Below are 26,958 nucleotides of genomic sequence, written 5' to 3' on the forward strand. Positions count from 1 at the left end.
GATGCTGCGATCGGCAAAGCCGCAAACCAGTCCATTGAAGAAAACAGAGTTGCGAGCCTGGCAGCGTATGTTGTCCGGGCGACGGCTCGATCTGCTTGACCCCTCGCCGCTGGATATTGAAATCGAGGACATCGCCCAGGGTCTGGCACGTGTCGCGCGCTGGAATGGCCAGACCGTCGGCGAGCACGCTTTTTCAGTGGCGCAGCATTCACTGCTGGTCGAAGAAATCTTTGGCAAGATCGTTCCGGAAGCGACCACGGAACAGCGCCTGATCGCCCTGCTGCACGATGCGCCGGAATATGTGATCGGCGACATGATTTCGCCGTTCAAGGCCGTTGTGGGTGGAGATTACAAGAGCGTCGAGCTGCGTCTGCAGCACGCGATCCATTTGCGCTTTTCACTGGCACCAGTGGTAAAGCAAGATCTGCGTACGCTCATAAAACGGGCAGACGCGATTGCCGCCTATCATGAAGCGACGCGCCTTGCCGGCTTTGCCGAGAAGGAAGCGGTACAATTTTTCGGGCGGCCGCGTGGTGTTGATCCGCAAGGCCTCGACTTGACCGCCATGGCGACCCAGAATGTACAAAATGCTTTTCTGCAGCGTTTTGCATATCTCGACAAGCAACGTCGGCAGAGCCAAGGATAACATCATGCCGCATATCGTTGTGTCTCCCCTTTCCCGCCTCGCCGAGTCAGCGACCCGTTTTGGCGCTCGCGACATGATAACGCTGATCAACATCGGTACGTCCGTCCTGCGCCCTGTCGAAATAGTCGAGGAGCGGCATTTGTTTCTCGGATTCAACGATATCGTCGAGCCTATGGAAGGCATGACACATCCGGTCGCCGACCACGTCAGCGACTTGATAGCATTCGGCCGGCGCTGGGATCGCGAGGCACCTCTCCTCATTCACTGCTATGCCGGCATCTCGCGCTCGACCGCGGGTGCCTACATCACGGCATTGGCGCTCAATCCGGAGATTGACGAGGTGCAGCTGGCGCAAGTTCTGCGTCGCAATGCGCCGTCTGCCACACCCAACAGCCGGCTCGTGGCACTCGCCGACGATATGCTTGGGCGCAAGGGCCGGATGGTCGATGCGATCAAGGCAATCGGACGCGGCGAAGAGGCCTTTGAGGGTACGCCCTTCATTCTTCCAATCGTGGTGTAGCCATGACTGGTACGCCCAATGCGGTCGAGATAAACCTGAGCGCCGCCATTGTCGCCGTGACCAACAATGATCCGCTGATCCTGACCACGCCTTCAGGCGACGATGCTGAGCGCGACGAGCTGCCTTTCGGCCCTTTCAACCCGTTGCAGCATAGAACCTTCGAGACGGGCCTGCGCGAATGGGTGGCGGAACAGACGCCCTTGCGGCTCGGATATGTCGAACAGCTCTATACGTTCGGCGATCGCGGGCGGCACAAGACAGCTGAAGATCGTGACCTGCATATTGTCTCCGTGGGTTATCTCGCGCTTACGCGCATTACCGACGACAACAAGGAGGCTCTGCGCAAATCCGGCGCGCGCTGGCGCAGCTGGTATTCGTTCCTGCCCTGGGAAGATTGGCGCGGTGGCAAACCTGTAATGATTGACGAGACGATCCGGCCTGCATTGCATGCCTGGGCGGAAAAAAGCGGCGTTCCGGCGCGGCTCAGCCGGTTTCGGCTGGCATTTGGCGATGACGGCATTGTCTGGGACGAGGAGCGCGTGCTCGAACGCTATGAGCTCCTGTATGAAGCAGGCCTGATCGAAGAAGCGGCGCGGGATGGACGCGCCGAGCGCACTGATCTTTCACGCATGCTGGGATTGCCAATGAGTTTCGATCACCGGCGCATCCTTGCGACGGCGATTTCGCGGCTGCGCGCCAAGCTCAAATACCGCCCAGTTGTCTTCGAACTGATGCCGCCGACCTTTACGCTGACAGCGTTGCAGGAGACAGTCGAGGCGATTTCTGGCCGGCACCTGCACAAACAGAATTTCCGCAGGCTGGTCGAGACAACCGAGCTGGTCGAGCCGACGGGCGCCGAACAGACACAGGCGCGCGGCAGGCCGGCAGCGCTTTATCGCTTCCGTCACAATGTGTTGGAGGAGCGCAGTGTGGCGGGACTTCGCGTGGGCGGCAGGGGTTAGGGAGAAAGCAATGAACGACAAACCGACATCACTTAACGCCGACGGCATTTCCGAACCATTCTCGTCGGACAGCGTGCCTTGGGAAGAATGGTCGGAAGGCAGCCGCTACGGAAGCAAATTTCGCTATCTTTCCGGCTTTGGCGGCGCCAATCACGTCGGTGTACAATTGGAGGAACTGGCGCCGGGCATGCAGTCGAGCTTGAACCACTATCACATGCTTGAAGAAGAGCAGGCCTTTATCCTGGAAGGCGAGATGACACTGCGGCTAGGCGACAAGACCTATCCGATGAAAGCCGGCGACCATGTCGTCTTTCCTGCCGGGCAGAAGGTGGGCCATTCCTTCTACAATCACAGCGATGCGCCTTGCCGCTTCATCATGATTGGCGAGAAAAACCCGAACGAAGTCGTGTTCTATCCGGAGACGGGGCGTGTCGGCGTTCGGCTGATGGGCGAAGGTTATGACAGATCAGCTGTCATGGAATACTGGCAAGGCGCTGATACTGAACGGAAAAATCCAAAATAGCGCATGAAACGCTACTAATGTCGAATTGACCGAGTTGCAAACTGTAAGCAAATTGCTTACATCATCAAGAGTTTCAGGAATAAGGCGCTTGCAAATCTCTGGCGCAATGGCAAATCGACGATAGACGCGAGAATGCACAAGCGAATTCTTGTGCGACTTGATCGGTTGGATTCTGTACCAATGGTTGAAAAGATGAACCTGCCTGGCTTTGATTTTCACGCGCTAAAGGGTTTTGACCCAACACGGTATACCGTGCACGATGGCCCATGGTGTATCACATTCACATTCGAAGGCGGTCATGCTTACGCAGTAGACTTTGAACAATATCATTAGGAACTGTCATGTATAAAGCAATCCGCGACCCAAATCGCTGCCCTTCACATCCCGGTGCCGTGCTTGATGATATCATTCCCGCAACGGGCAAAACAAAAGTGGAAATCGCCAAACTTCTCGGCATCTCGCGACAGCATCTCTACGACATCCTGGGTGAACGAAAGCCGGTTTCGCCGGATGTTGCAGCGCGTCTCGGTAAAGCCTTCGGCGATGGCGCGGAGATTTGGCTGCAAATGCAAGCCGCCCACGATGCCTGGCATGCGGAGCGTGAGGTTGACGTAAGCAAAATCCCCACGATCCGGGCTGCATAGTTTTTATTTCAGCGGATAAACGTTTTCGTCACCGGGGAAGGCCCGCGAGCGCACATCGTCGGCGTAGGCTTTGACTGCCTCGTCAATGGCGGTGCCGACGGCACCATAGACCTTGACGAATTTGGGCGGCTTCGGGTTGTAGCCGAGCATGTCTTCAAGGACGAGGATCTGGCCATCGCATTCCTTCGACCCGCCAATGCCGATGGTCGGAATGGCGATTTCGCGGGAAATCTCCGCAGCGAGCGGTTCGACAATGCCTTCAAGCACAACGGAAAAGGCGCCCGCCGCGCTCACGGCCTGCGCATCGGCCTTGATGAGCGGCCACAACGCCGTGTCGCGACCTTGCGTCTTGAAGCCGCCGAGCGTGTTGATCGATTGCGGGGTCAGCCCGATATGGGCCATCACCGGAATACCGCGTTCCGTCAAAAAGCGGATGGTATCGGCCATGCGCACGCCACCCTCGAGCTTGATCGCGCCGCAGCCGGTTTCCTGCATGACACGGGCAGCATTGCGGAAGGCCATTGCCGGACTTTCCTCGTAGGAACCGAAGGGCATATCGACGACAACCATCGCCCGTTTCGAGCCGCGAACCACCGCGCGGCCATGGGCGATCATCAGATCGAGCGACACGCCGAGCGTTGAATCCATGGCATAAAGGACCATGCCGAGACTGTCGCCGACGAGCAGGATGTCTGCATGGTTGTCGACGATACGGGCGGTATTGGCATGGTAGGAGGTCAGCGCAACGATCGGTTCGCCGCCCTTGCGCCCACGGATTTCCGGCGCAGTGATCCGGCGAGTAATGACTTCCTGGCTCATGGTTCTTCCCTCCCTCGCCCTGTTCAACCTACGACCCGCTGGTCGATCAGGCGTACCTTGCCGAAGCGCACGGTCAAGAGAATGACGACTGGCTGTTTGAATTTTCCCGAAACCGGGTCGAGCGTCTGAGCATCGCGAATGTCAACTGACTCAATCTCGCCGCGCTTCTCGGTTTCCAGAACCGCGCGAACCGCATGGCGAATGGCCGAGACAGAGCGTTGGCCCTTCGCAACCATTCGCTCCGCCTGAGCCAGAGATTTCGCCAGAACGACAGCAGCCTTGCGATCGGCAGGCGTCAACATGGCATTGCGCGACGAGCAGGCGACGCCGTCGGGCTCGCGTACCGTCGCAACACCGGTGATTTCAATCGGCATATCGAGATCGGCCACCATGCGGCGGATGATCGTCAGCTGCTGATAGTCCTTCTCACCGAAAAATGCATGGTCCGGCTGCACGATATTGAACAGTTTGGTAACGACAGTCGTGACGCCACGAAAATGGCCGGGACGGATCTTGCCAATCAATACGCGCGACAAGACCGGATTGTCGACGATCGTATTGGCGCCGGGCCGGTAGATTTCGGCGACTTCCGGTGTGAAGACATAATCGACACCCTCGGCCTTGAGCTTGGCGAGGTCGCCTTCCATGTCGCGCGGATAGGTTGAAAGGTCCTCGTTCGGCCCGAACTGCGTCGGGTTGACGAAGATTGAGACCACGGTGATGGCGCTGACGCTTTTCGACCGGCGGACCAGTTCCATATGGCCTATGTGCAGATAACCCATGGTCGGCACGAGACCGATGGATTTGCCTTTAAGCCGCTCAGCTTTGAGGGCGGCGCGCAGTTCAGCAATGGTGGTGATGACCTTCATGCGATTTCAATGTCCAGTCCGATATCCAGCGTTGGCGCTGCCATGGTGATCTTCGATGTCGAAATGTAGTCGACGCCGGTTTCCGCGATCGCTTTGATCGTGTCAAAGGCAATGCCGCCCGATGCTTCGAGTTTGGCGCGGCCAGCATTGATTTTCACCGCCTTTTCAAGCAGTTCCGGCCCCATATTATCAAGAAGAATCACATCCGCATGGACTGACAACGCTTCCTCGAACTGCTTGATCCCATCCACTTCCACCTCGATCTTGACCAGATGGCCGGCATAGGCACGCGCCGCGAGAATGGCTTTTGCCACGCCGCCAGCGACAGCAATATGATTGTCCTTGATCAGGATGGCATCGTCGAGGCCGAAACGATGGTTGGAACCGCCGCCGCATTTCACCGCATATTTGGCGAAGGCGCGAAGTCCAGGAATGGTCTTGCGGGTGTCGCAGACCTTGGCATTGGTATGGGCGATCAGATCCGCGAATTTCGCCGTATAGCTGGCGATGCCGCTCAAATGCATGAGGAAATTCAAAGCGACCCGTTCGGCAGACAGAATGGCGCGCGCATTGCCTTCGATCCGCGCAATACCATCGCCCGTCTTGACCCGCGCGCCGTCTTTCACCAGAGCGGTGAACTTCAGCGAAGGCTCGATGAGCGCAAAAGCTGTCCGCGCAAAACCCATGCCGCAGATCGTACCCGTTTCGCGGCTGGAGAGAACCGCCGTAGCGACGGCATCTTCCGGCAAAGTTGCGTTGGTCGTGATATCCCCTGCCCGGCCGAGATCTTCGAGCAAGGCGGCACGCACAGCATCGTCGATCAGCAGTTGTGGCAAGGATGGAGGAAAGGCCTTTTGTGCGCCCTCAGGTGTGTACGCCATCAAGCCAGCTCCATTATCTCGTCCACTGCGGTTTCGGCATCGGCCAGGGTCAAAAATGTCCTGTGCCGCCATTCGGGCCGCTTCTCGGGAAAGTCCGTGCGGAAATGGCCTCCACGGCTTTCCTCGCGACGCAAAGCGCTGACAGCGACCATTTTTGCGGTCGCCAGCACATTGCGGAAAGCCGCGTCGCGATTGGTTTTTTGCAATTCGAGGATGACCTTCAGCCCTTCCAGCATACCTTTGCGATCACGGATGACGCCAAAACTGGCGCTCATCGTCTTACGCAGCCTGGTCATCGCGGCCGTATCGGCCTCGGCAACCAGATCGTCCCTGTCGACTGAGCCCTTAGACCAGTCTTCCGCGTGTTTCGCGTTACCCTTGCCAATCTTGGCGGCGATGCGGGCAGAAAACACCACCGCTTCGAGCAGCGAATTCGACGCCAGCCTGTTGGCGCCATGTGCGCCTGTCGATGTGCATTCACCGCAGGCCCAAAGGCCATCGATCGACGTGCGTCCGTCCTTGTCCGTCAGGATTCCGCCCATGAAATAATGTGCGGCGGGGACAACGGGGATGGGTTCGATGACGGGATCGATGCCGGCATCGCGGCAATATTTGTAGACGGTGGGGAATTCTTCGGCAAACGTCGCGCCCACGGCCTTGGTGCAATCGAGCCAGGCGCCGCGCCCGCTCATGACCTCGGCATAGATGCCACGTGCCACGACATCGCGCGGTGCGAGTTCTGCGTCGGGATCGATCTTCAGCATGAAACGTTCGCCCGCGCGATTGATCAGCGTTGCGCCATGCCCGCGCAGGGCTTCAGTTGCCAGTGGTGCTGGGTCCTTGTTGACGTCCAAAGCCGTCGGATGAAACTGCACGAATTCCATGTCGGCCATCATTGCGCCGGCACGAGCCGCCATGCCAATCCCCTCACCGCGCGCTTCCGACGGATTCGTGGTCACAGCATAGAGATGGCCGATGCCACCTGTGGCTATGACGACTGTTCGCGATGCCAGTTTGACCTGGCTGCCGCGTCCCGCTTCGGTTCGCGCGATGACGCCAGTCACCGCGCCCTTTTCGGTCATGATGTCTTCGACGACATATCCCTCCATCACCCGGATGGACGGCGTGTCCTCGACCGTCTTGACCAGTGCCTGCATGATGGCGCGGCCGGCCATGTCGCCGCGAACGCGAACGATGCGGCTTTCCGAGTGCGCCGCTTCACGCGAAACCTGGAGGCGGCCCTCCAGATCGCGGTCGAAGGGAACGCCGTAGCCGAGAAGATCGTGGACGCGGGAAGCAGCCTCCCCGGCCATCAGGCGGGCAATACCTTCATCGACGATGCCATCGCCCGCTGCGACCGTGTCGGCCACGTGCTTTTCCATCGTATCGCCTTCCGATACGGCAGCGGCGATACCTGCCTGCGCCCAGGCAGAGGAGGCACCGCGTCCGATCGGCGCAGCTGCAAGCACCGTGACAGGCCGTGGAGCGAGTTTCAGGGCGCAGAAAAGTCCAGCAAGACCGCCACCAATGATGATGACGGGTTCGGATTGGGTGGACATGGACATCGCCTCCCGTGTCAATTCTTCAGATTGACCATGCGTTCAACGGCAAGCCGCGCGCGTTCGCCAACCAACGGGTCGACATGGATCTCCTCGCGCATATAGACGAGGCTCTCGAGAATGTTCGGCAAGGTGATGCGTTTCATATGCGGGCAGAGATTGCACGGTTTGATGAATTTCACATCCGGCACTTCCGATTCGATATTGGAAGCCATCGAGCATTCGGTCACCAGAAGGACCTTGGCCGGACGGTGGTCCTTCACATAATTGATCATACCGCTCGTGGAACCGGTGAAATCAGCGATGGCAACGACTTCCGGCGGGCATTCCGGATGGGCAATAATCTGGATATCCGGATCGGCCGCCCTGTACGCAAGCAATTCGTCGGCGGTAAAGCGCTCATGCACTTCGCAATGGCCCTTCCAGGTGAGAATCTTGACCTTGGTCTGTGCGGCAACATTCTGGGCAAGGAATTCATCAGGAATGCACAATACACGATCGACGCCGAAGCTCTCGACCACCTGAACCGCATTGGCCGACGTGCAGCAAATATCGCTTTCCGCCTTCACTTCTGCGGAAGTGTTCACATAGGTGACGATCGGCACGCCCGGATAGGTTTCGCGGAGCAGACGCACGTCGGCCCCAGTGATCGACTCGGCGAGCGAACAGCCTGCCCTCATGTCCGGAATCAAAACCGTCTTCTGCGGATTGAGCAGCTTCGATGTCTCCGCCATAAAGTGGACGCCGCACTGAACGATGATGTCGGCATCGACCTTGGTGGCTTCCTTGGCGAGCTGCAGGGAATCGCCGACGATGTCGGCGACGCAGTGAAAAATCTCCGGTGTCTGGTAGTTGTGCGCGAGGATAACCGCATTGCGCTGCTTTTTCAGCCGGTTGATTGCTGCCACATAGGGCGCGTAGACAGGCCATTCGATGCGCGGGATATGATGGGCGACACGCTGGTAGAGATTCTCGGTCTCCGCCGCGACCTCGGGCGTATATGAAAGATCCGGCATTTCAAGAATACCAAAACGATCCGCTGCGGTTTGCCCCTCATTGCGATCATTGGCAATGCGGTCACTGGTCGGGCGGGTGCTGGTCATATCCAATTCCTCCTGGACACTCTTCACGGATCAACCTTGGCCCTTCCCTGGCCGGTTGCTTGCCGAAGATCATTTATACTCACTTTGAGCATATTTATGATCAAAAGAAAAACGGCAGGGCCGTCACGATCTACATAGGGGAATATTTAGATGGCTTCAAGGGGCAATCAACGGGAAAAGGAAAGGCCACCGGAACCAGCGGCCTTCCTTTCAGATTGATCTCCCGGCTCAGCCGCCATAAACGCCGCCAATGATAATCTTGCGGTCATCACCATAGCGGCGGCTGTCCCGCTCGTTCCTGTAGGGGCTATCACCGCCGACGCGAGGGGTGCAATCGGTGAAAACCTTGGCGCCGAAATCACTCGGCCGGTCGCAGAAGACCAGCGGGCTGACATTGCCCGAGTTCGCGCAACCGCTGAGAGCAATAGCACCCAGCGCCAAAATAGGCAGTAATAGTCGCATATAATCGATCCTTCATTCTCTGCATCGGCGCTGGCGCGCAACATCCCGGTGCTTGTACTCATCAAACTCATTTAAGTACCAATCAACTCAATTCAATTGATTGGGATGGTAAATGAGCTAAACCTGCGTTCTCAGAAAAAAGGGAAAGCCATGTCGCAGAGCCAAACAACAGCCGTCAAGCAAACTGGTATACCGTGGCTGATTATCATCGCCGGTTGCCTTATTGCGCTGATGACGTTTGGTCCGCGCTCTGCCATGGGCTTCTTCCAGCTACCGCTGCTCGCCGAGAAAGGCTGGGATCGCACGACCTTCGGCATGGCAATGGCGCTGCAGAATCTCTGCTGGGGAGCAGGACAGCCCTTCTTCGGCGCGATCGCCGACAAGTTTGGCACTTGGCGTGTGCTGTTCATTTCAGCGATCCTCTATTGCGGTGGTCTTTTGTTAATGGCGTGGGCCACTTCGCCAGGCTTGCTCTATCTGGGTGGCGGCGTGCTGGTGGGACTTGGCGTTGCATCAGGCTCCTTCGGCATCATCCTGTCGGCCTTTGCCCGCAATGTTTCCGCGGCCAACCGAACCTTCGTTTTCGGTATCGGCACCGCCGCCGGTTCAGCCGGGATGTTCGTTTTTGCACCTATCAGCCAGGGACTGATCGATCGATTTGGCTGGTCTGACGGCTTGGTCTATCTCGGGATTGCCATGCTGATCATCCCGATTCTTGCCATACCGCTCCGGGGCAATTCTTCCAGCGGCAGGGTCAGTGAAACGCAATACAAACAGTCGATTGGCGAAGCCCTGAGGGAAGCCTTCGGGCACAAGAGCTACCTGTTGCTGACGACCGGCTTCTTCGTCTGCGGTTTCCAGGTGGCTTTTATCACCGCGCATTTTCCTGCCTATATCGGCGATATCGGCATCGATGCGACCTATGCGGTGCTTGCTTTGGCCCTGATCGGCTTCTTCAATATCATCGGCTCCCTGGCGTCTGGCGTCATCAGCCAACGCTACTCCAAGCCGAAATTCCTTGCCTATCTCTATCTTGGCCGATCCGTATTGGTCACCGCCTTCCTGCTGTTGCCGCAGACAGGAACCTCGGTAATCGTCTTCTCGATCCTGATGGGTCTGATGTGGCTCTCGACAGTGCCGCCAACGAATTCACTTGTCGCCATCATGTTCGGCACACGCCACCTCGGCCTGCTCGGTGGCATCGTCTTTTTCTCGCACCAGATCGGTTCATTCCTCGGGGTCTGGCTCGGCGGCTATCTCTACGACCATTTTGGCAGCTACAATCCAGTCTGGTGGCTTGGCGTCGTCCTTGGCATCTTCGCGGCCATCGTTCATTGGCCGATCCAGGAAACAGCAGCGTATCGCCCTGCTCTCCAGCCTGCGGAATAGCTCCGTCAGGGCTGGAGACGGTTGCGGATCGGCTCGAACTCCGGTGTAGCATTGCGCTTCGCCGGGTCCGGCGCGTTGGCGTCAATCGCCTCCCAGTATTTCCAGTGCACTTTTCCGGCACCGAGTTCGTAATCCATGCCGTCCCAGCTATCTTCGCGGAAGCTGTAGAAGGCCCAGTGCAGCTTGTTGCTATCAAGCGCCGTCAGCACGTCGTCGAGATGTGTCTTGCACCCGGCGAGCCTGCGCATGCAGCCGAATTCGCCGGCAACCAGACGATTGAGCGGCACCCCATGCGACTTGGCCCATTTGACCGGCTCCGCCAGATATTCCGAAACTTTCTGCGCATTCCACACGACGTTTGTGCCGGCATAAGGCACCTCGCCCGGATAGGCATAGGGTTTTTCCCGTTTCATGTTGGGGGCACTGGTCGCGTCATAGGGTTCATACATGTGAAAGCTGTAGAGCACATTCTTGTCGCCAAGGGCCGACGGCCAATAGGTGAAGGCGTCCGCCGCCGCATACCAGCCCGCATCAGCCATGATCGGCGTTACAGCGTCCACCTTGCGGATTTCCGCAATGACCATGTCGTAGAAGGCCAGCAAATCGCGCGAGCCGCCTTTCTGCGTCTTATACCAGGACTGCATGTCCGCAGTGCTCGCGTGTTCCTGCAGCCCGCCCTTCTTTTCCGGTGCCGTTTCATTGATCAGATTGTAGGCGACGATAGAAGGATGATCCTTCAGGGCGGCGGCCAGATCGTTCCAGAAGCGGGCGGCATCCTGCCACCTGGCCTTGTCCTGCCACAGCCGGTCATCGAACTTGCCGCCATTGTTCTGAGCCCAGCGCATCGAGGGCAAGGATAGCGGTGTGATGACGACTTTGAGACCCGCCTTGTCGGCACGATCCAGCGTGGCTTTGAGCGTCGCAAGATCGCTCGTTGGAATGCCCTCATAATGATCTGCATCCCCAATAAGGAAGTCGCGTTTGGCCGGTTTCCATTTATCGTAGGAAAGCCGTACCCAGCTTGCGCCATATTTTTTCAGTGCGTCGAAATAGGCTTGATCGGGCGGTAGGCGATTAAAACTATTGCCGCCATGCTGGGGAGTGTCCCAGAAACTGGCGAGATCGGCGGCATGCGCGCCGCATGTCAAACCCAGAGAAAGAAGAAGTGCCGTCAAAATGCGCATCAGGAATCGCCCCGCTCTTACAGAGCTTGTCGATTGCTTGAACAGTAAGGCGTTATTTGGTCCAATTCGGCGCAGCGCGCAGTGCGAATTTCGATTGAAAACCGAAACTGCAGTTATTTGCCGCGAACGAAGCTTTCGAGCGGAAAGATCGCGCAGGTTTCGGTGCCATGGGCGAGAAGCTTGCCATTCCTGTCTTTCAGAAAGGCTTCGGATGTCGCCAGCGTACGGCCGCGATGAATGAGCCGTCCTTCGCAGAAGACAACGCCCGTATCCGGAGTTAACGGGCGTACCAGATTTACCTTGAATTCAGCCGTCGTATAGGCCTCGCCCGGCTTCAGCGTGGTCATGACGCAGCAGGCCAGCGCGGAATCCATCAAAGTGGCAACCCAGCCGCCATGAATCCCGCCCAGTGGATTGAGATGTTCAGGTCTCGGCAGGCCTTTGAAGACGACACGGTCCTGCTCGACCTCGTGCAATGTAAAGGAGAGTGTCTTGGCCATTGGTGGGGCAGGATAATCTCCGCGCAGCATTGCCTGCAGAATGTCGAGACCGCCGCGGGTTGCGAGATCGCCAAGCGGCAGCAGGCCAATGCCGCCCGGAAACGCGATGGCAGCAGTCGCATCATCAAAGCTCATGGAAGAACAGTCCTTTCCTGCACGACGCGTCCCTGCCCCGGTGCATTTGACAACGATCTTGAAACAGCGCTCAGAAAGCCATCACGCGCTTCCGGCGCCTTTTGTGCCCGCGGCTCCCAGACGTGGCGGTTGAAGAAGAAACTGGTCAGGCGGAAGGCTGCCATGATTTCGGCGAGCGACGCAGCGCGCACGCTTGAACTGACCATGAAGGGCGGCATTTCCAGAAGCTTGTCAGCCCACGGCGCCCCGGCCTCACGCGAGACTGCGCGCCCCGATTTCGGCGACACATAGGCAAGGTCCTGATCGCTGCCCGTCGCCGCACAGCGCTTCAGATCAAGGCCGAACCCCAGCTCTTCCAGCATCAACACCTCGAACCGCAACAGCAGTTCACCGGCGATCAGCGTGTCTTCGCAATGCTCAAGAATGACGGCCAGGATTTCAAAGAGGTTTTGATGGGGATCACGCTCCGGCAGAAGGCGCAGATGCGCGGCTGCAAGCTGCAGCCCATAGAGTGCGACTGGCTGTTCGATAAGCCGGGCTGCCGCAAAGCTGACAGGCTCGACCTGCATCATGCCGAGATGCTCGTCCATGCGCGCGCGCCAGACCACGTCGATGCGGTTGCCAGGCTGGAGCAGCGGCTGCATGCGGCGGGAGCGTCCGCCGCGCACCAGGCCCAGATGACGGCCGTGTTCGCGCGTCATCAGTTCAAGGATGGCGCTGGTTTCCCCGTGCCGCCTCGTTCCAAGGATGATACCTTCGTCTCGCCATTCCATTGATGGAACGTCGCGCTATCAGTGCGGGAATTCAAGGCCCATTTCGCGGTAACGCTCGGGATCATTGCCCCAATTGTCACGAACCTTGACGAAAAGGAACAGGTGGACCTTCTGCTCCAGGATTTCCATCAGTTCCTTGCGCGCCGCCTGGCCGATGGATTTGATCGCCTGGCCCTCATGGCCGAGCACGATCTTCTTCTGGCTGTCGCGCTCGACATAGATGACCTGCTGGATGCGGACAGAACCGTCCGGCTTTTCTTCCCAGCTTTCCGTCTCGATGGTCGAGGAATAGGGCAATTCGTTGTGCAGGCGCAGATAGAGCTTCTCCCGGGTGATTTCCGCCGCAAGCATGCGCATGGGCATATCGGAAATCTGGTCCTCCGGATAATACCAAGGCCCTTCCGGCAAATTGTCGGCAAGGTACTTCAACAAATCCTTGCAGCCATAACCCTTCAGCGCCGAAATCATGAAGGTCTTGTCGAAATTGACCTTTTCATTGGCTTTCTGGGCCAATTCCAGAAGCTTCGGCGCTTCGATGCGGTCAACCTTGTTGAGAACGAGGATCACTTTGCGCTTCTTCTCGTGCAGGCTACCGAGGATAGCTTCCGCCTCCTCATCGATCCCTTGCTCGACATCGATCAGCACCAGAATAAGGTCGGCGTCCTTCGCCCCGCCCCAGGCGGTCGTCACCATGGCGCGGTCAAGACGGCGCTTCGGCTTGAAGATACCGGGGGTATCAACCAGGACCATCTGCGTCTGCTCATGAATGACGATGCCGCGAACAAGGGCACGCGTCGTCTGTACCTTGTGGGTGACGATGGATACCTTGCTGCCGACCAACTGGTTGACCAGGGTCGATTTGCCGGCATTCGGCGCACCAATCAAGGCGATAAAGCCCGAGCGCGTTGGAACATCGGACTTTGTTTCGACCTCGGGTGTCTGTTCCTGATCAGTCATTTCGTATCTTCTTCCTGCGCCTTCTGACGGACGCCTTCACGATAAAGCAATGCGACCGCAGCTTCCTGCTCCGCGATGCGCTTCGAACGGCCCATACCTGTGGCAGGTTCGAAGCCTTTGACATCGACCTTCACCGTAAACTGCGGATCATGGTCCGGTCCGGTGCGGCCGACAACGGTATATAGAGGCTGCGCGCCATTCTGCTGGTGCGCCCATTCCTGCAATTCTGTCTTCGGATCGCGCTGCGCCGAATTGATCTCGCGCGAGCGGGCATCCCAGTAACGCTCGATGAAAGGTTGCGCCGCTTCCAGTCCGCCGTCCAGATAAATCGTGGCGATCAACGATTCAACCACATCCGCGCGCAGGCTCTTGAGGCGTTTGTCCGCCAGGCCCTTTACATCCGAGCCCGTGCGGATGAACTCATGCAGACCGATTTCGTCCGCGACAGCGGCACAGGTATCGGCGTTCACGAGAGAGTTCAGGCGCAATGACAATTCGCCTTCACTCGCTGTCGGGTAGGCTCGAAACAAGAGTTCAGCGATGACCAGTCCGAGCACGCGGTCACCGAGAAATTCGAGACGCTCATAATCGGATCCGGCCGAGGGCCGTGCGCTTGCATGGGTAAGCGCGCGTTCCAGACGGCCGAGATCGCGGAAAGTGTGCCTCGTCTTTTCTTCCAGTCTGCGAACGGCGTCGGCGGACAGGCTCATCGGCTCATCAATTGCTTTTTACTGAGTCAGGAGCACCGTTGACGCTGTGCAGCAGACGATCGAACCGCAGTTCCGAAGGCCAACGCCAGATTTCAAGCGGGCTTGCCTTGCCGGCAATCGAGAAGAAAATGATGTTAGCGCGACCGATGAAGTTCTCGAGCGGCACGTAGCCAACGTCGAAGCGGCTATCGCTGGAGTTGTCACGATTGTCACCCATCATGAAATAATGGCCAGCCGGTACGACGAATTCCCGCGTGTCATCGCCAAGGCCATTCGGTGTCAGGTCGAGCGTGTCATAGGCAATGCCGTTCGGCAAAGTTTCGCGGTAGACATCGACCGGGCGGTTAACTTCTGTAACGTCCGAATTGTCGATCTGACCGACCTTCTCGCGCGGTACGGCCACGTCATTGATATAGAGCACGCCAGCACGCATCTGAATCTTGTCGCCAGGCAGGCCAATCACGCGTTTGATGAAATCCAGCGATGTGTCATTCGGCTTGCGGAATACGGCAATATCGCCGCGCTTCGGCTCACCGGCCCAGATGCGACCTGAAAAAAGGTCCGGTGCAAACGGGATCGAATATTTCGAATAGCCGTAGGAGAACTTGGAGACAAAGAGATAATCGCCCTCCAGCAGCGTTGGCCGCATGGAACCCGAGGGAATATTGAAGGGCTGAAACAGCAATGTCCGAATAACCAGTGCGAGCAGCAGCGCCTGCACGATAACGCTGATCGTCTCGCCAAGACCACCAGAATTCTTCACAACAGCTTTGTCGCTCACGTGTCTCATATCTCCAAAAACAAAAAATGTGCCCCCTCATAACCGCTGAGGGCCCGGGGAGCAATGCGCTCATTGCCGTTTGAATACGGCTATTCTTCGATTTTCAAAGCCTCGATAATCACGAATGCTTGTGCAAGGGGAAAATCATCAGTGATCGTCAGATGGATTCGGGATGTGTAGCCGGAAGGTACAATCGCGCTCAGGCGCTTCGCCGCACCATTGGTGAGTTGCATTGTCGGCGCGCCGCTCGGCAGGTTGACCACACCCATGTCGCGCCAGAACACGCCCTGAGACAACCCGGTGCCGAGCGCCTTGGCGCAAGCTTCCTTCGCAGCGAAGCGCTTGGCGTAGGAAGCCGCACGCTCCTTGCGGCGTTCGGATTTCGCTTGTTCTACAGGTGTATAGACCCGGTCGATGAAACGCTGGCCATGCCTTTCAAGCGTCTTTTCGATGCGCCTGATATCAATCAAATCGCTGCCGATTCCAATGATCATGTTGGCTCGGCGACTTTCTCGAGCCGAAAGCCCGACCTGCGGCGGTTCTGAAAGCTGCCAACGGCCCAGCGAACCGGAAAATAGACGAGCAGCGCGGCGGCAAAGCCAAGCGGGGCAGCGCCAATCAGCATGGGCTTGATCAACGGTTCCCACAAAACAGCAAAATCCAGATGCCGGAGCATGGAGCCGAGATGATGCGGCAGAGGGTCACCGGCGAGATGGCCGGTCAGAACAAAACGCCCTGCTTCCAAGGTTGCCGCCCATATGAAAGGCAGAACCAGGGGGTTGCCAAGCGTCGTGCCGATAACAGCAGCAGCAATGTTTCCGCCAATAACCCAGGCTATCGCCAGAGCGACGGCAATGTGCACGCCGAGAATGGGAATGAACGCGGCAAAAATCCCGCAGGCGAAACCTGCGGCAATCGCGTGCGGCGTCGCCCTCAGGCGCAAGACACGCTTGCCAAAATAGCGCAATGAGCGGCCGATCGAGCGGCGCGGCCAAAGCGCAACACGCAGCCGCTCGCGATAGCCTGGCACTTTACGCCGTTTGAAAAGCATCTCTATTCAAGTCCCTCTACGCCAAAACACCACTCGTGCATGGTGAATGTGTCAATCCTGCTCTGGCATGCCCAATGTGATCAGATGTTGCGACTACCCGGCTTAACAGGCGGAATTGCGGCAAGTTCCGGCGGAAGTTGATCAGCAGGATAAGCCGGCACCTCGTATTCCGCCAGTGCAATCAAAGGCACGCCAACGTCGCTTTTTCCTGCAGATCGGTCGATGATACATGCTGCTGCCAGTACATTGGCACCCAATTCCTGCAGGCACGTGACCGTTTCGCGGATCGAAAGCCCTGTCGTTACAATGTCTTCAACGATAACAACGCGCGCGCCCTTGGCAATTTCGAACCGGCGAAGCTTGAATATGCCATTTTCACGCTCGACCCAGATCGCAGGCACGCCAAGGTGCCGTGATGTCTCATAGGCCGGAATGATACCGCCGATTGCCGGGCCAACCACATAATCAATCTGGCCAAGACCGGCATCCTTGATCTTGTCGGCAAGGCCACGGCAGACACGCTCCGTCTTGTCCGCATGCATGAAAACACGCGCCTTTTGCAGGAAGATCGGGCTGCGCAGACCTGACGTCAGGATAAAGTGCCCTTCAAGCACCGCGCCTGCCTCGCGAAATACATCCAGAACTTCACTTGTGTTCATCTTCGCCCCTCTATCCGTTGACGCGCTGCGCATCGCTGACGCATTTGCTTTCTTTAAGTTTCGACAATATCCGATTGAGATGTTTTAGGTTCCACACCTCAAGATCAACGATCATCTGGGTGAAATCCGGTGCTGTGCGGACCATCGAAAGATTGTGAATATTCGTCTCATTCTCGGCGATGATCTGCGCGATCTCCGCCAGGGATCCCGGTGCATTGATTGCCGAAATGTTGATGCGGGCCGGGAAGCGGTCACGCCGGCTTTCATCGATGTCCCAGCGCACGTCGATCCAGCGTTCGGGCTGGTCGTCATAGGCCATCAGCGCCGAAGACTGGATAGGATAGATCGTCATGCCTGCGCCCGGCTGGAGAATGCCGACGATACGGTCGCCCGGTACTGCCCCCTCCGGAGAGAAGTGCACCGGCATGTCGGGGCTCGCGCCGCGGATCGGCAGGGCATTCGGTCCGCCGGGCTCAAAACCCGCGCTTTCCCCACCCTCTGGCATCTTGAAGATCATGCCTGACGTGTTGCGGAAATTCACCCAGCCTTCCTCGCGCTCGCTGGCGCTGGGTTTTGGCTTGGCGTCCTGATATTCCGGATAGACTGCTTTCATCACATCCGATGACGGCAATTCACCACGGCCAACCGCCGCCAGAACATCGTCAAGTTCTTTCCGTGCCAGGCGTGGCAGGCCCTTTTTCAGTTCGTCACGGGAATAAACTTTCCCGGCCCGTTCGAAAGCCCGCTCCAGGATCTGCATGCCAAGCCCGGAATACTGCTTGCGTACGGCGATGCGGGTGGCGCGGCGAATGGCGGCGCGCGCCTTCCCTGTGACGACAATCGATTCCCAGGCGGCGGGGGGCGTCTGCGCCTTGGAGCGAATGATTTCCACTTCATCGCCATTATGCAGCTCGGTCATCAGCGGCATGATACGGCCATTGACCTTGGCGCCCACGCAGCTGTCGCCGATGTTGGTATGCACCGCATAAGCGAAGTCGATTGGCGTTGCGCCGCGCGGCAGTGCGATGAGGCGGCCCTTGGGCGTGAAGCAGAAGACCTGGTCCTGAAACAGTTCGAGCTTGGTATGCTCGAGAAACTCTTCCGGGTTATCTCCCTCAGCCAACGCCTCGATCGTCTGCCGCAACCATGCATAGGCATTGGTTTCGGTCGAGATGATATGGGGATTCTGTGCGCTGCCGCGATCCTTGTAGATCGAATGGGCGGCCACGCCATATTCGGCAATGTCGTTCATTTCGCGGGTGCGGATCTGCAGCTCGACGCGCTGGCGCGACGGACCGACGATGGTCGTATGGATCGACCGGTAGTCATTCTGCTTCGGCGTCGAGATATAGTCTTTGAAACGACCGGGGACCATCGACCATGTAGTGTGAATGATACCGAGCGCATTGTAGCAATCGGCGACTGAATCGACGACAACCCGGAAGCCGAAAATGTCCGATAGCTGTTCAAACGAAAGCCCCTTGCTTTCCATCTTGCGGAAAACCGACCAGGCTTTCTTCTGCCGGCTTTTGACATTGGCCTTGATGCCGTGTTTTTCGAACAGGCTTGACAGATCGGTTTCGATCTGCTTGAGCGTCGCCCGGTTCTTCTCCATCAATTCCGCCAGCCGGTTGGTGACGGCATTGAAGGCTTCGGGATTGATATAGCGGAAGGCGAGTTGCTCCAGTTCTTCGCGCATGTCCTGCATGCCCATGCGGCCGGCGAGCGGCGCATAGATGTCCATCGTCTCTTCGGAGATGCGCAGGCGCTTGTCTTCCGGCACATGATGGAGCGTACGCATATTGTGCAGGCGGTCGGCGAGCTTGACCAGGAGGACGCGCACGTCGTCAGAAATCGCCAGCAGCAGCTTGCGCAGATTTTCTGCCTGAACGGCCTTCTTCGACACGAGATCAAGCTTCTTGAGCTTGGTCAGGCCCTCGACCAGCTTGCCAATATCGGGACCAAAGAGCGTATCGATTTCCTGGCGCGTGGCCGAGGTGTCCTCGATGGTATCGTGCAGCAAGGCGATGGCGATGGTCGCCTCGTCCAGATGCATGTCTGTCAGGATAGCGGCGACTTCCAGGGGATGCGAGAAATAGGGATCGCCCGATGCGCGCTTTTGGTGGCCATGTTTCTGCATGGCGTAGACATAGGCTTTGTTGAGCAGTGCCTCATTAACGTCAGGCTTGTAACGCTGCACACGCTCGACAAGCTCATACTGACGCATCATGGACGGGGGCCTCCGGAGTCACACACAGAATTTGGTCGAAGATAGAATTGTTATGCCGCCTATATGGTAATTGCGTTACCAAGACGCAAAAATAATGCGCCGCAGAGACTGCGACGCATCAAAAGACATTTGATGTAGAGACCTTGAAACAGCCTCTTAGTAGTCGTCGCTTTTTTCCGGGGCCACAAGGCCTTCGATACCGGCCAACAATTCCTCTTCCGACATCGAGTCGAAGGAGACATTGTCATCAGCATCCATCTCGGCGGCTTCGGTCGCCTCGCTGTCACCAGCGGTAACCTGCGGTACTGCGACTGCTTCCGGCTCATCCACTTCCACATGCTTCTGCAGCGAATGGATCAGATCTTCCTTCAGATCACCGGGAGACAGGGTCTCCTCTGCGATCTCGCGCAGAGCTACAACCGGATTCTTGTCATTGTCGCGATCGATGGTAATCGCTGCGCCTTGCGAAATAAGACGGGCGCGATGACTGGCAAGCAGAACCAGTTCAAAACGGTTCTCAACCTTGTCAACGCAATCTTCAACAGTTACGCGGGCCATGAACTGCCCCTTTCATTTTTTACTGAATTAGCGGATTAATGCGGACATAACGCGGTTGCGTATAAAAGACAAGCAAAAGCGCTCGACGCTTTTTGACGCCCTGAACCGATTTGGCCGCAGAAGTCACGCAATGTTGAGCACTTCTGTCCAGAAACATATACAAAATTTCAAGGAAGGTATTGGCTTTTGCTCCAACCCGACGTACTAAATATCCTACTTTCGTATAAGTTCAGATCGGGCTTTATTACCTTCAAGCTGATTTGAAATTGAAGCTCAGATTTTTGAAATGGAACCTTATTATGTTTGATCCACGAGAAAAAATCGTCTTGTTTATCGACGGTGCAAATCTCTATGCGGCCTCCAAGGTACTCGGATTTGATATAGATTACCGGAAACTGCTTTCTGCTTTCCAGAAGCGCGGCTATTTGCTACGCGCTTACTACTATACTGCTTTAGTTGAAGATCAGGAATACTCCTCTATTCGACCCTTGATCGATTGGCTCGACTATAATGGCTACAAGGTTGTTACCAAGCCTGCGAAGGAATTCACGGATTCTGCCGGTCGCCGCAAGATCAAGGGCAATATGGACATCGAACTTGCCGTCGATGCCATGCAACTGACCGATACGGTGGATCATTTCGTGATTTTTTCCGGCGACGGCGACTTCCGTTCCCTGGTCGAGGCGCTGCAGCGAAAGGGCCGCAAGGTCAGCGTCGTTTCGACGCTGTCGACGCAGCCGCCGATGATCTCCGATGAGTTGCGCCGCCAGGCCGATCACTTCATTGATCTGACCTCGCTGCGGGCCGAGATCGGCCGCGAGGCATCCGAGCGCGCGCCGCGCCAGCGGGTCGAAGAAGAACAGGTCGATTATTGATCGCAGCCCCGACCGGTCCGGAACCTTCTCCGGACTGCTCCATCTGCACGCGCCTGCACGATTTCATTGCCGCGTGGCGCGTGAAGGAACCCGGCTGGCACAATGCACCCGTGCCGACGTTCCTGCCGGCAGGCGGTGTCGCATCCGTGCAATTGCTGGTGGTCGGCCTTGCGCCCGGCCTGCGCGGCGCCAACCGTACCGGGCGGCCCTTTACGGGCGACTATGCCGGCGACCTGCTCTATAACACACTGAATGAATTCGGCTTTTCGCGCGGCACATTCGCCGCCCGGCCCGATGACGGGCTGGAACTGATCGATACCGCCATCACCAATGCCGTGCGCTGCGTTCCGCCGGAAAACAAGCCGGTTGGCGGCGAAATCAGCAATTGCCGGCGTTTCCTGACGCCAACCATCGCACAATTCGCTAATCTCCGCGCCATAGTCACCCTCGGCACCATCGCGCATCAATCGACAGTGCGCGCATTTGGGCAGCCGGTGGCAAAACACCCGTTCAGCCATGGCGGCCAGTCGGATATCGGCAATGTGCGGATCTTTTCCAGCTATCACTGCTCGCGCTACAATACCAATACCGGACGGCTGACAACGGAAATGTTCAAGGGAGTGTTCGGTGAAGTGAGCAGCTATCTCAATGGAATCGCTGGGTAATTTCATCCCCTCTCTTGTGATTTCTAGCACTTGGCAAGGGCTAAGATGCTGAAATCACTTTCTCTCCCACAAAGGGGAGAGATAGAGCGGAGCCTACCCGCGATCCCTGAGCAGCCGTGATTTCTCGCGATTCCAGTCGCGCTGCTTTTCCGTCTCACGCTTGTCGTGCAGCTTCTTGCCGCGTGCGACGGCGATCTCGAGCTTGGCCCTGCCCTGGTCGTTGAAATAGAGTTTCAGCGGCACCACGGTCATGCCCTCGCGGTCGACAGATTGCGCCAGCCGCGACATTTCCCGCTTTGAAATCAACAGCTTGCGGTGGCGGCGCGGCTCATGGTTGAAGCGGTTGGCCTGCAGATATTCCGGAATATAGGAGTTGATCAGCCAGAACTCGCCACGCTCGAAACTGGCATAGCTCTCGGCAATATTCGACTGGTTGCGGCGCAGCGACTTCACCTCGGTGCCCTGCAACACGATGCCAGCCTCCAGCGTGTCGAGAATCTCGAAATTGAAGCGCGCTTTACGGTTTTCCGCAATGATCTTGCGAACCGTGATGGGTTTTGAGGCAGCTTTTGGCTTGTTCATGCAGTCTATATAGTGCTTTCGGGCAAAATTATCAGTTGATCAGACGTCAGTTGATCAGACCGGCATGCCGCATCGCCTGGTCGATGCGTTCCGCCGTGGCGGACTCGACCGGGACCATGGGCGAACGCAGCGCATTGTGCATCTTGCCGAGCTTCGCCAGCGCATATTTCGGACCCGTCGGATTGGGCTCCAGGAACAGCGCCTTGTGCAGTGGCATCAAAATATCCTGTATTTTCAATGCCTTGTTATAATCGCCATTCAAGGTCGCCGCCTGGAATTCGGCGCAAAGGCGCGGCGCGACATTCGACGTCACCGAGATGCAGCCATGGCCGCCATGGGCGTTGAAGCCCAGCGCCGTCGCATCCTCGCCGGAAAGCTGGATGAAGTCCTTGCCGCAGGTGATGCGCTGTTCCGAGACGCGCTCGATCTTGCCCGTCGCATCCTTGACGCCAGCTATGTTCTTGAAATCATTGGCGAGCTGGCCCATCGTCTCCGGCGTCATGTCGATGATCGAGCGGCCCGGAATATTGTAGATGATGATCGGCAGCGACACGGCTTCGGCAATCGCCTTGTAGTGAGCGTAGAGGCCGCGCTGGTTCGGCTTGTTGTAATAGGGCGTGACGACGAGGATGGCATCCGCCCCCGCCCTTTCGGAAAACTCAGCAAGTTCAATGGCTTCACGCGTATTGTTCGAACCCGCACCGGCAATCACCGGCACTTTTCCGGCCGCTTCCTCGATGCAGACCTCGACCACGCGCCTGTGCTCGGCATGGGACAGCGTCGGCGATTCGCCCGTGGTGCCGACCGGCACCAGACCATTGGTTCCCTCGGCGATCTGCCAGCCGACAAAGGCGCGAAAGGCTTTCTCGTCAAAGGCGCCGTCCTGATCGAAGGGCGTGACGAGAGCGGTGATTGAGCCTTTCAGCATGGGAAACTCCAAAGAATAAATGATCCTCCCCAGAACCATTTCCGGTCATGAGGTGGCGCACCATAATCATCGCAGGCGTGCGGGGCAAGTTCATTTCCCTGATGAAATTCATCAACCCGGTACATGTAAACTTCCCGCCCCGGTTGATTTTCTCGTACCAGATTCGACATTTCATGTGCGAGAATCGTGCACTCTCGCGAAGAATCGAACAAGAACGGAAATTTCACGTGCGAAATCCGGGCGCGGACGACGCAAAAACTGCCGAAACAGCCGTTTTAGTGGACTCTGCGGCCGACATTAATTTAACAGTCGTTCAATTAAATTTCCATTCATATGAGGGCGGTTAAGCTCGCCGCTTTCCGTACCGGCTGGTACGGCAGGTGTTCTCCGGAAAATGCATCCGTAAAACGCCGGTTTTTGAGCATGAGTAGCGAAGTATATCGTCGCGGCACTGAAACGAATGCGAAATGGATCGCAATCCCAGCGTGACCGGTCATCGCGCCAGGATTGCGAAGGCTCCCCGGCGGGTGAATGCCGGGGAGTTTTTCGTTGATGGCCGATCGACACCTCGACCGTCACGTTCGTGGTCACATCAAAGGATAAAGTCGTCTTGTCCTATGAAGTCAGACTCGTGAAAGACATAAATATACCGGATCTGGCCACCGAGGTTAATCGAGAGTTCAGTGATTCCCCCACCCGGCTCACCTACCGCTATCTGCCCATTCTGAGGGTCATAGTCCACGAGCTCGAATGGTTGATCGTTCGGCCTAAAGGAATTTGTATCAATTGCCTGAAAATCCAGTTTGTCACCTGGGGTAAACGGGACTTTTTCGCTGGTAATATGAAAATCGCTGAAAGCCATGAACTTATATGTGTCGTTTCCGGCGCCGCCCTCCACTGTGTCTTTTCCTTCACCGCCGATAATTATATCGTTGCCATCGCCGCCCAATAGCGTGTCATCGCCAGCCAGGCCAACGAGAACATTGTTACCGGCATTGCCAGTGATGGAATCGGCCCCTGCCGAGCCGACCGCATTTTCGAAATTATTGGCTACTTGGTCGCCCACCGCATCCCCACCGCTTACGGTGATTCCGCCAAGGGCGGTAAGCGTACTCATATCGACGGTCACAGCACCTCTGGAATGCTCATAGCTCAATGTGTCAATGCCGGGGCCGCCATTCAGCACATCAGCGAGGCCGCCGCCGCCTTCGATAAAGTCATCGCCGGCGCCGCCATTGATGATGTTGTTACCCGTGCTGCCGAAGATCTGATCATCGCCGGCGCCTCCATTAATCGTGCTGACCACGTTCAGGGTGGCGGCGCTTGCGTCAATCCGGTCATTGCCTTGCCCGCCGCCGACGATCACAGCCGCGCCACCGCCAAGGCCGCTCGGAATGATCATATCGTCATTGCCTGACGTGCCACCGAGATTGGACAAGTTGACAGTCACCTGCGGCAGCCAATTGCCGTTGGAAACCTGAAGAAGATCGAACATTGCTTGCGAAAGTTGTGATGGCATACCCATGCCCTCCCTTTAAAAGGGCTGCAAAGGGCCGGTATCCTCCCAAGGGCCTGTTACCCCTGCAACTGCAGGGTACACCATACGCCTTATCCGCCAGACAGGATAGTAACGTTGTATTAAACCACCTATAGCTGCGAGTATTTATTACTGAAATCCGAATATAGCCCAAAAGCATTATGCCGTATTTCTCCCGATGAACAATTCATCAACAGAAACAAATACTTGCGCGATCGAGAAGTTTTGTCGCGTGGATGACAAATTAAGCTCGTGACAGCTGCCGCATAAGCTTTGCGAGGATCGTCGTTTGTCGGCCGTCGTTCGTCGTTCGTCGTTCGACAAGCTCACGATGAAGAAGCTCACGATGAAGAGGCTCGGCGGGAGGTTGTGCTTAACAAAGGAAGTTGAGCTCAGCACGAGGAAGGCTGGCGCCTCGGGACGTTCATGAAAAAGGGCGGGAGAAAGCTCTCCCGCCTCACTGGCTCCTCCCACCCGATTTTCGTCAGATCGCCTGGATCTGCGCGTAGTCGAACTGATAGGTATTGGTATTGATGACGAATTCTGGCGCTCCATTCGGGCGTACGAAGATTTGATCGTTGACGATTTCGACCTGCTGGCCCTCGCCGACCGTCAGGGGCTGAGGCCCCTCCTCTTCCAAATCGCCGTCAATGGCTCTCAGATCGATGATATCGCCGGCATCCCCATCGGTGATTGTGTCTTGCGCATCTGCCTCGAATTGGAACCTGAAAGTATCGGCGCCGGTACCGCCGCTCAACGTATCTTTGCCGGGGCCGCCGTCGATGATGTCATTGCCCTCGCCGCCGTTAAGCGTGTCATCACCCTCGCCGCCATTGAGCGTGTCAACTCCCCCGTTGCCATTGAGCGTGTCGTTGCCTGCACCGCCTTCGACGGCATCGTCTTGCACGCTACCGTTAACATGGTCGTCGTGATCGGATCCATGAATGCAACTATTGTGGTCGTGAAAACGGTAGTATCTTTCACTGGCGAGCGCAGCCGCCTGCGAGCCCGACATTGCTGCAAGCGTCGGGGCATCCGGCAGCGTTATATCGATGGTGCCATCGTCACCGATATTTAGCGCTATGCCCTGCGAAACATTGGCGAAGTTGAACACATCCTCCCCCTCGCCGCCATCAATCGAGCCAAGATCGGTTCGATCGTCGGGGTCAGTCGAGCCACCTGCAAAGGTGCCGTCGGAGAATACGAATGTATCGTCGCCCGCGCCGCCCGTCACTGTGTTACGGCCGACGCCGAGCCTGAACGTGTCGTTGCCATCGCCACCGTCAACAATGTCATCGCCAGGGCCGTCGTCCAGGATGTCATTGCCCTCGCCGCCGTTAAGCGTGTCGTTGCCAATGCCGCCATTGAGCTGGTCGTCGCCCTCATCGCCGTTGAGGGTGTCGCTTTCGTCTTCGGCAGCGAGCGCGGAGAGGCTTTGGAAACCTTCGCCATCCTCACCATAAATAACGTCGTTACCCCCACCGCCAGATATGCGGTCAGCACCGGCCTCACCGCTGATACCGTCGTCGCCATCATGGCCATTTACGCCATCCTGGCCGGACCCAAGAAGAATACGGTCGTCTCCCCCGGAGCCTGCGACGCTGTCATTGCCAGCACCGGCGTTAACCTCGCCGCCCTCCTCGGCCTGGAACCCTGCGAGCGCCAGCGCGGCGCTGCTGCCAAGGCTCAACTGGTCGGCGCCCGCCGTTCCGACGAATTTCTCGATGGAGATAAAGGTATCGCCCGCCGCATCGCCGCCGCTGCTGACGCCGCCGAGCACGAGGTTGACCGGCGCGGCGCTGGTGGAATAATTGGCCGTGTCGATGCCGGTGCCGCCGTCAAGAATATCGGCGCCAAGGCCGCCAACGAGAATATCGTTGCCGCCCATGCCTTTCAGATGATCATTGCCGCCAAGCCCGGCGAGGATATTGACGGAATTGTTGGCGGTGATGATGTCGGCAAAATTCGAGCCGACGACGTTTTCGAAGTTTCTGAAGGAGTCGCCCTGGGCCCCGCCGCTGCCGCCGCCGTTTGCGTTGGCATTGTTGCTGAGGGTTAGGGTGACGCCTGAGGCGGACTGCGAATAGCCCACCGTATCATTGCCGGCATCGCCATCCATGGAATCGCCGCCGGTGCCGCCTTCGACATAGTCATTGCCGGTGCCGCCGCGCAGCGAGTCACCGCCCGCGCCGCCTTCGACAACATCAGAGCCGCCGCCGGCATTGATCGAGTCGCCGCCGCCATTGCCCTGTATATGTTCATTGGCATTGGTGCCGGTGAAGGAATTGCCTTGATCGCTGAGCGAAATCTCGACGGTGCTCGGCAAAATGCCCAGAAGCTGGAGCAGACCGTTTGGTAGATTGATAGCCATGATAGTCCTCCCATGTTTACGCACGGGGGCGGCTCCATCACGGGGCCGGAAACCCCTTGCAACTCTCGGTAATATTGCGCGCGTC

The 26,958-nt window shown here is 57.4% G+C and carries 30 protein-coding genes; 9 read left to right on the forward strand and 21 right to left on the reverse strand.

What is annotated here, in order from left to right; all coding sequences use genetic code 11:
* The first annotated feature begins 1 nt into the window (after position 1).
* Genes BLM14_RS11695 through BLM14_RS11720 form a run of 6 tightly spaced genes read left to right on the forward strand, consistent with a single transcriptional unit; the run spans position 2 to position 3,295 of the window.
* Positions 2-646: a YfbR-like 5'-deoxynucleotidase gene (locus BLM14_RS11695; protein WP_099999517.1), complete on the forward strand. Its 645-nt coding sequence runs from the start codon at positions 2-4 to the stop codon at positions 644-646.
* A gap of 4 nt (positions 647-650) precedes the next feature.
* On the forward strand, positions 651-1,166 hold the full coding sequence (locus BLM14_RS11700) for a tyrosine phosphatase family protein (protein ID WP_099999518.1): 516 nt from the start codon (positions 651-653) through the stop codon (positions 1,164-1,166).
* A 2-nt stretch (positions 1,167-1,168) separates the two neighbouring features.
* Positions 1,169-2,128, forward strand: coding sequence for an NUDIX hydrolase (locus tag BLM14_RS11705; RefSeq protein ID WP_099999519.1), 960 nt, complete (start codon positions 1,169-1,171; stop codon positions 2,126-2,128).
* Between the two features lie 10 nt (positions 2,129-2,138).
* Entirely contained in the window at positions 2,139-2,651 is a 513-nt protein-coding gene (locus BLM14_RS11710) for a cupin domain-containing protein (RefSeq protein WP_099999520.1), read from the forward strand.
* Between the two features lie 60 nt (positions 2,652-2,711).
* Positions 2,712-2,984, forward strand: coding sequence for a type II toxin-antitoxin system RelE/ParE family toxin (locus BLM14_RS11715; protein WP_099999521.1), 273 nt, complete (start codon positions 2,712-2,714; stop codon positions 2,982-2,984).
* An 8-nt stretch (positions 2,985-2,992) separates the two neighbouring features.
* On the forward strand, positions 2,993-3,295 hold the full coding sequence (locus tag BLM14_RS11720) for a HigA family addiction module antitoxin (protein WP_099999522.1): 303 nt from the start codon (positions 2,993-2,995) through the stop codon (positions 3,293-3,295).
* A gap of 3 nt (positions 3,296-3,298) precedes the next feature.
* On the opposite strand, the gene panB is transcribed toward BLM14_RS11720, so the two are convergent.
* The 6 genes from panB to BLM14_RS11750 all read right to left on the reverse strand — a co-directional run bounded on the left by panB (position 3,299) and on the right by BLM14_RS11750 (position 8,988).
* Positions 3,299-4,114 carry a 3-methyl-2-oxobutanoate hydroxymethyltransferase gene (panB, locus tag BLM14_RS11725; RefSeq protein WP_099999523.1) on the reverse strand — a complete coding sequence of 272 codons (816 nt, stop codon included), beginning with the start codon at positions 4,112-4,114 and terminating at the stop codon, positions 3,299-3,301.
* 23 nt (positions 4,115-4,137) lie between these two features.
* Entirely contained in the window at positions 4,138-4,983 is an 846-nt protein-coding gene (gene panC / locus BLM14_RS11730; protein WP_099999524.1) for a pantoate--beta-alanine ligase, read from the reverse strand.
* Positions 4,980-5,864: a carboxylating nicotinate-nucleotide diphosphorylase gene (gene nadC / locus BLM14_RS11735; protein ID WP_099999525.1), complete on the reverse strand. Its 885-nt coding sequence runs from the start codon at positions 5,862-5,864 to the stop codon at positions 4,980-4,982. Before nadC ends, panC begins: the two co-directional genes overlap by 4 nt.
* Positions 5,864-7,423: an L-aspartate oxidase gene (locus BLM14_RS11740; protein WP_099999526.1), complete on the reverse strand. Its 1,560-nt coding sequence runs from the start codon at positions 7,421-7,423 to the stop codon at positions 5,864-5,866. The genes nadC and BLM14_RS11740 overlap by 1 nt, the downstream gene beginning before the upstream one ends.
* Before the next feature lie 17 nt (positions 7,424-7,440).
* Positions 7,441-8,526 carry a quinolinate synthase NadA gene (gene nadA, locus BLM14_RS11745; RefSeq protein WP_099999527.1) on the reverse strand — a complete coding sequence of 362 codons (1,086 nt, stop codon included), beginning with the start codon at positions 8,524-8,526 and terminating at the stop codon, positions 7,441-7,443.
* A 228-nt stretch (positions 8,527-8,754) separates the two neighbouring features.
* Positions 8,755-8,988: a hypothetical protein gene (locus BLM14_RS11750; RefSeq protein ID WP_133123839.1), complete on the reverse strand. Its 234-nt coding sequence runs from the start codon at positions 8,986-8,988 to the stop codon at positions 8,755-8,757.
* 150 nt (positions 8,989-9,138) lie between these two features.
* On the opposite strand from BLM14_RS11750, the gene BLM14_RS11755 reads away from it, so the two are divergent.
* Positions 9,139-10,377 (forward strand): MFS transporter, encoded by a 1,239-nt coding sequence (locus tag BLM14_RS11755; protein ID WP_099999529.1) that lies wholly within the window; start codon positions 9,139-9,141, stop codon positions 10,375-10,377.
* A 5-nt stretch (positions 10,378-10,382) separates the two neighbouring features.
* Here BLM14_RS11755 and BLM14_RS11760 read toward each other — a convergent pair whose 3' ends face one another.
* The 11 genes from BLM14_RS11760 to rpoZ all read right to left on the reverse strand — a co-directional run bounded on the left by BLM14_RS11760 (position 10,383) and on the right by rpoZ (position 19,915).
* The gene (locus BLM14_RS11760; RefSeq protein WP_099999530.1) at positions 10,383-11,561 is read right to left on the reverse strand and encodes a glycoside hydrolase family 5 protein; all 1,179 of its coding nucleotides are present in this window, start codon (positions 11,559-11,561) and stop codon (positions 10,383-10,385) included.
* Positions 11,562-11,674: 113 nt separating this feature from the next.
* A complete protein-coding gene (locus tag BLM14_RS11765; protein WP_099999531.1) occupies positions 11,675-12,196 on the reverse strand; it encodes a PaaI family thioesterase in 522 nt (173 codons plus the stop codon).
* Positions 12,193-12,969, reverse strand: coding sequence for a DNA repair protein RecO (gene recO / locus BLM14_RS11770; RefSeq protein WP_099999532.1), 777 nt, complete (start codon positions 12,967-12,969; stop codon positions 12,193-12,195). The genes BLM14_RS11765 and recO overlap by 4 nt, the downstream gene beginning before the upstream one ends.
* 18 nt (positions 12,970-12,987) lie before the next feature.
* A complete protein-coding gene (era, locus tag BLM14_RS11775; protein ID WP_099999533.1) occupies positions 12,988-13,926 on the reverse strand; it encodes a GTPase Era in 939 nt (312 codons plus the stop codon).
* The gene (gene rnc / locus BLM14_RS11780) at positions 13,923-14,636 is read right to left on the reverse strand and encodes a ribonuclease III (RefSeq protein ID WP_099999534.1); all 714 of its coding nucleotides are present in this window, start codon (positions 14,634-14,636) and stop codon (positions 13,923-13,925) included. The genes era and rnc overlap by 4 nt, the downstream gene beginning before the upstream one ends.
* A gap of 7 nt (positions 14,637-14,643) precedes the next feature.
* Complete coding sequence (gene lepB, locus BLM14_RS11785; RefSeq protein WP_099999535.1) at positions 14,644-15,426, reverse strand: signal peptidase I; 783 nt, start codon at positions 15,424-15,426, stop codon at positions 14,644-14,646.
* 80 nt (positions 15,427-15,506) lie between these two features.
* The gene (gene acpS, locus BLM14_RS11790) at positions 15,507-15,911 is read right to left on the reverse strand and encodes a holo-ACP synthase (RefSeq protein ID WP_099999536.1); all 405 of its coding nucleotides are present in this window, start codon (positions 15,909-15,911) and stop codon (positions 15,507-15,509) included.
* Positions 15,908-16,468 carry a DUF2062 domain-containing protein gene (locus BLM14_RS11795; protein ID WP_099999537.1) on the reverse strand — a complete coding sequence of 187 codons (561 nt, stop codon included), beginning with the start codon at positions 16,466-16,468 and terminating at the stop codon, positions 15,908-15,910. The genes acpS and BLM14_RS11795 overlap by 4 nt, the downstream gene beginning before the upstream one ends.
* Before the next feature lie 80 nt (positions 16,469-16,548).
* Complete coding sequence (pyrE, locus tag BLM14_RS11800; protein ID WP_099999538.1) at positions 16,549-17,127, reverse strand: orotate phosphoribosyltransferase; 579 nt, start codon at positions 17,125-17,127, stop codon at positions 16,549-16,551.
* 10 nt (positions 17,128-17,137) lie between these two features.
* Positions 17,138-19,357, reverse strand: coding sequence for a RelA/SpoT family protein (locus tag BLM14_RS11805; RefSeq protein WP_099999539.1), 2,220 nt, complete (start codon positions 19,355-19,357; stop codon positions 17,138-17,140).
* Positions 19,358-19,513: 156 nt separating this feature from the next.
* Complete coding sequence (rpoZ, locus tag BLM14_RS11810) at positions 19,514-19,915, reverse strand: DNA-directed RNA polymerase subunit omega (RefSeq protein WP_099999540.1); 402 nt, start codon at positions 19,913-19,915, stop codon at positions 19,514-19,516.
* A 299-nt stretch (positions 19,916-20,214) separates the two neighbouring features.
* Between rpoZ and BLM14_RS11815 the strand changes: the two genes are divergently transcribed.
* Positions 20,215-20,790, forward strand: a complete 576-nt coding sequence (locus tag BLM14_RS11815; RefSeq protein WP_099999541.1) for a LabA-like NYN domain-containing protein — start codon at positions 20,215-20,217, stop codon at positions 20,788-20,790.
* Complete coding sequence (locus BLM14_RS11820) at positions 20,787-21,455, forward strand: uracil-DNA glycosylase (protein WP_418314182.1); 669 nt, start codon at positions 20,787-20,789, stop codon at positions 21,453-21,455. The genes BLM14_RS11815 and BLM14_RS11820 overlap by 4 nt, the downstream gene beginning before the upstream one ends.
* 93 nt (positions 21,456-21,548) lie before the next feature.
* On the opposite strand, the gene smpB is transcribed toward BLM14_RS11820, so the two are convergent.
* The 4 genes from smpB to BLM14_RS31780 form a co-directional block, all read right to left on the reverse strand.
* On the reverse strand, positions 21,549-22,037 hold the full coding sequence (gene smpB / locus BLM14_RS11825; protein ID WP_099999542.1) for an SsrA-binding protein SmpB: 489 nt from the start codon (positions 22,035-22,037) through the stop codon (positions 21,549-21,551).
* A 46-nt stretch (positions 22,038-22,083) separates the two neighbouring features.
* On the reverse strand, positions 22,084-22,965 hold the full coding sequence (gene dapA, locus BLM14_RS11830) for a 4-hydroxy-tetrahydrodipicolinate synthase (protein ID WP_099999543.1): 882 nt from the start codon (positions 22,963-22,965) through the stop codon (positions 22,084-22,086).
* A 592-nt stretch (positions 22,966-23,557) separates the two neighbouring features.
* On the reverse strand, positions 23,558-24,367 hold the full coding sequence (locus BLM14_RS11840; protein ID WP_162293151.1) for a calcium-binding protein: 810 nt from the start codon (positions 24,365-24,367) through the stop codon (positions 23,558-23,560).
* A gap of 619 nt (positions 24,368-24,986) precedes the next feature.
* Positions 24,987-26,873 carry a calcium-binding protein gene (locus tag BLM14_RS31780; protein WP_162293152.1) on the reverse strand — a complete coding sequence of 629 codons (1,887 nt, stop codon included), beginning with the start codon at positions 26,871-26,873 and terminating at the stop codon, positions 24,987-24,989.
* Positions 26,874-26,958 lie beyond the last annotated feature (85 nt).

Source organism: Phyllobacterium zundukense, from assembly GCF_002764115.1.
GTDB classification, from domain to species: Bacteria; Pseudomonadota; Alphaproteobacteria; order Rhizobiales; family Rhizobiaceae; genus Phyllobacterium; species Phyllobacterium zundukense.

Coding starts and splice junctions, on each gene's coding strand:
- pyrE (WP_099999538.1), bottom strand. CDS start 17,127: ATGAACACAAGTGAAGTTCTGGATGTATTTCGCGAGGCAGGCGCGGTG.
- panB (WP_099999523.1), bottom strand. CDS start 4,114: ATGAGCCAGGAAGTCATTACTCGCCGGATCACTGCGCCGGAAATCCGT.
- acpS (WP_099999536.1), bottom strand. CDS start 15,911: ATGATCATTGGAATCGGCAGCGATTTGATTGATATCAGGCGCATCGAA.
- BLM14_RS11760 (WP_099999530.1), bottom strand. CDS start 11,561: ATGCGCATTTTGACGGCACTTCTTCTTTCTCTGGGTTTGACATGCGGC.
- BLM14_RS11710 (WP_099999520.1), top strand. CDS start 2,139: ATGAACGACAAACCGACATCACTTAACGCCGACGGCATTTCCGAACCA.
- dapA (WP_099999543.1), bottom strand. CDS start 22,965: ATGCTGAAAGGCTCAATCACCGCTCTCGTCACGCCCTTCGATCAGGAC.
- rnc (WP_099999534.1), bottom strand. CDS start 14,636: ATGAGCCTGTCCGCCGACGCCGTTCGCAGACTGGAAGAAAAGACGAGG.
- rpoZ (WP_099999540.1), bottom strand. CDS start 19,915: ATGGCCCGCGTAACTGTTGAAGATTGCGTTGACAAGGTTGAGAACCGT.
- nadC (WP_099999525.1), bottom strand. CDS start 5,864: ATGGCGTACACACCTGAGGGCGCACAAAAGGCCTTTCCTCCATCCTTG.
- era (WP_099999533.1), bottom strand. CDS start 13,926: ATGACTGATCAGGAACAGACACCCGAGGTCGAAACAAAGTCCGATGTT.
- lepB (WP_099999535.1), bottom strand. CDS start 15,426: ATGAGACACGTGAGCGACAAAGCTGTTGTGAAGAATTCTGGTGGTCTT.
- BLM14_RS11705 (WP_099999519.1), top strand. CDS start 1,169: ATGACTGGTACGCCCAATGCGGTCGAGATAAACCTGAGCGCCGCCATT.
- BLM14_RS11740 (WP_099999526.1), bottom strand. CDS start 7,423: ATGTCCACCCAATCCGAACCCGTCATCATCATTGGTGGCGGTCTTGCT.
- BLM14_RS11795 (WP_099999537.1), bottom strand. CDS start 16,468: ATGCTTTTCAAACGGCGTAAAGTGCCAGGCTATCGCGAGCGGCTGCGT.
- BLM14_RS11720 (WP_099999522.1), top strand. CDS start 2,993: ATGTATAAAGCAATCCGCGACCCAAATCGCTGCCCTTCACATCCCGGT.
- BLM14_RS11695 (WP_099999517.1), top strand. CDS start 2: ATGCTGCGATCGGCAAAGCCGCAAACCAGTCCATTGAAGAAAACAGAG.
- BLM14_RS11765 (WP_099999531.1), bottom strand. CDS start 12,196: ATGAGCTTTGATGATGCGACTGCTGCCATCGCGTTTCCGGGCGGCATT.
- recO (WP_099999532.1), bottom strand. CDS start 12,969: ATGGAATGGCGAGACGAAGGTATCATCCTTGGAACGAGGCGGCACGGG.
- BLM14_RS11750 (WP_133123839.1), bottom strand. CDS start 8,988: ATGCGACTATTACTGCCTATTTTGGCGCTGGGTGCTATTGCTCTCAGC.
- panC (WP_099999524.1), bottom strand. CDS start 4,983: ATGAAGGTCATCACCACCATTGCTGAACTGCGCGCCGCCCTCAAAGCT.
- smpB (WP_099999542.1), bottom strand. CDS start 22,037: ATGAACAAGCCAAAAGCTGCCTCAAAACCCATCACGGTTCGCAAGATC.
- BLM14_RS11755 (WP_099999529.1), top strand. CDS start 9,139: ATGTCGCAGAGCCAAACAACAGCCGTCAAGCAAACTGGTATACCGTGG.
- BLM14_RS11815 (WP_099999541.1), top strand. CDS start 20,215: ATGTTTGATCCACGAGAAAAAATCGTCTTGTTTATCGACGGTGCAAAT.
- BLM14_RS11700 (WP_099999518.1), top strand. CDS start 651: ATGCCGCATATCGTTGTGTCTCCCCTTTCCCGCCTCGCCGAGTCAGCG.
- nadA (WP_099999527.1), bottom strand. CDS start 8,526: ATGACCAGCACCCGCCCGACCAGTGACCGCATTGCCAATGATCGCAAT.
- BLM14_RS11840 (WP_162293151.1), bottom strand. CDS start 24,367: ATGATCATTCCGAGCGGCCTTGGCGGTGGCGCGGCTGTGATCGTCGGC.
- BLM14_RS11805 (WP_099999539.1), bottom strand. CDS start 19,357: ATGATGCGTCAGTATGAGCTTGTCGAGCGTGTGCAGCGTTACAAGCCT.
- BLM14_RS31780 (WP_162293152.1), bottom strand. CDS start 26,873: ATGGCTATCAATCTACCAAACGGTCTGCTCCAGCTTCTGGGCATTTTG.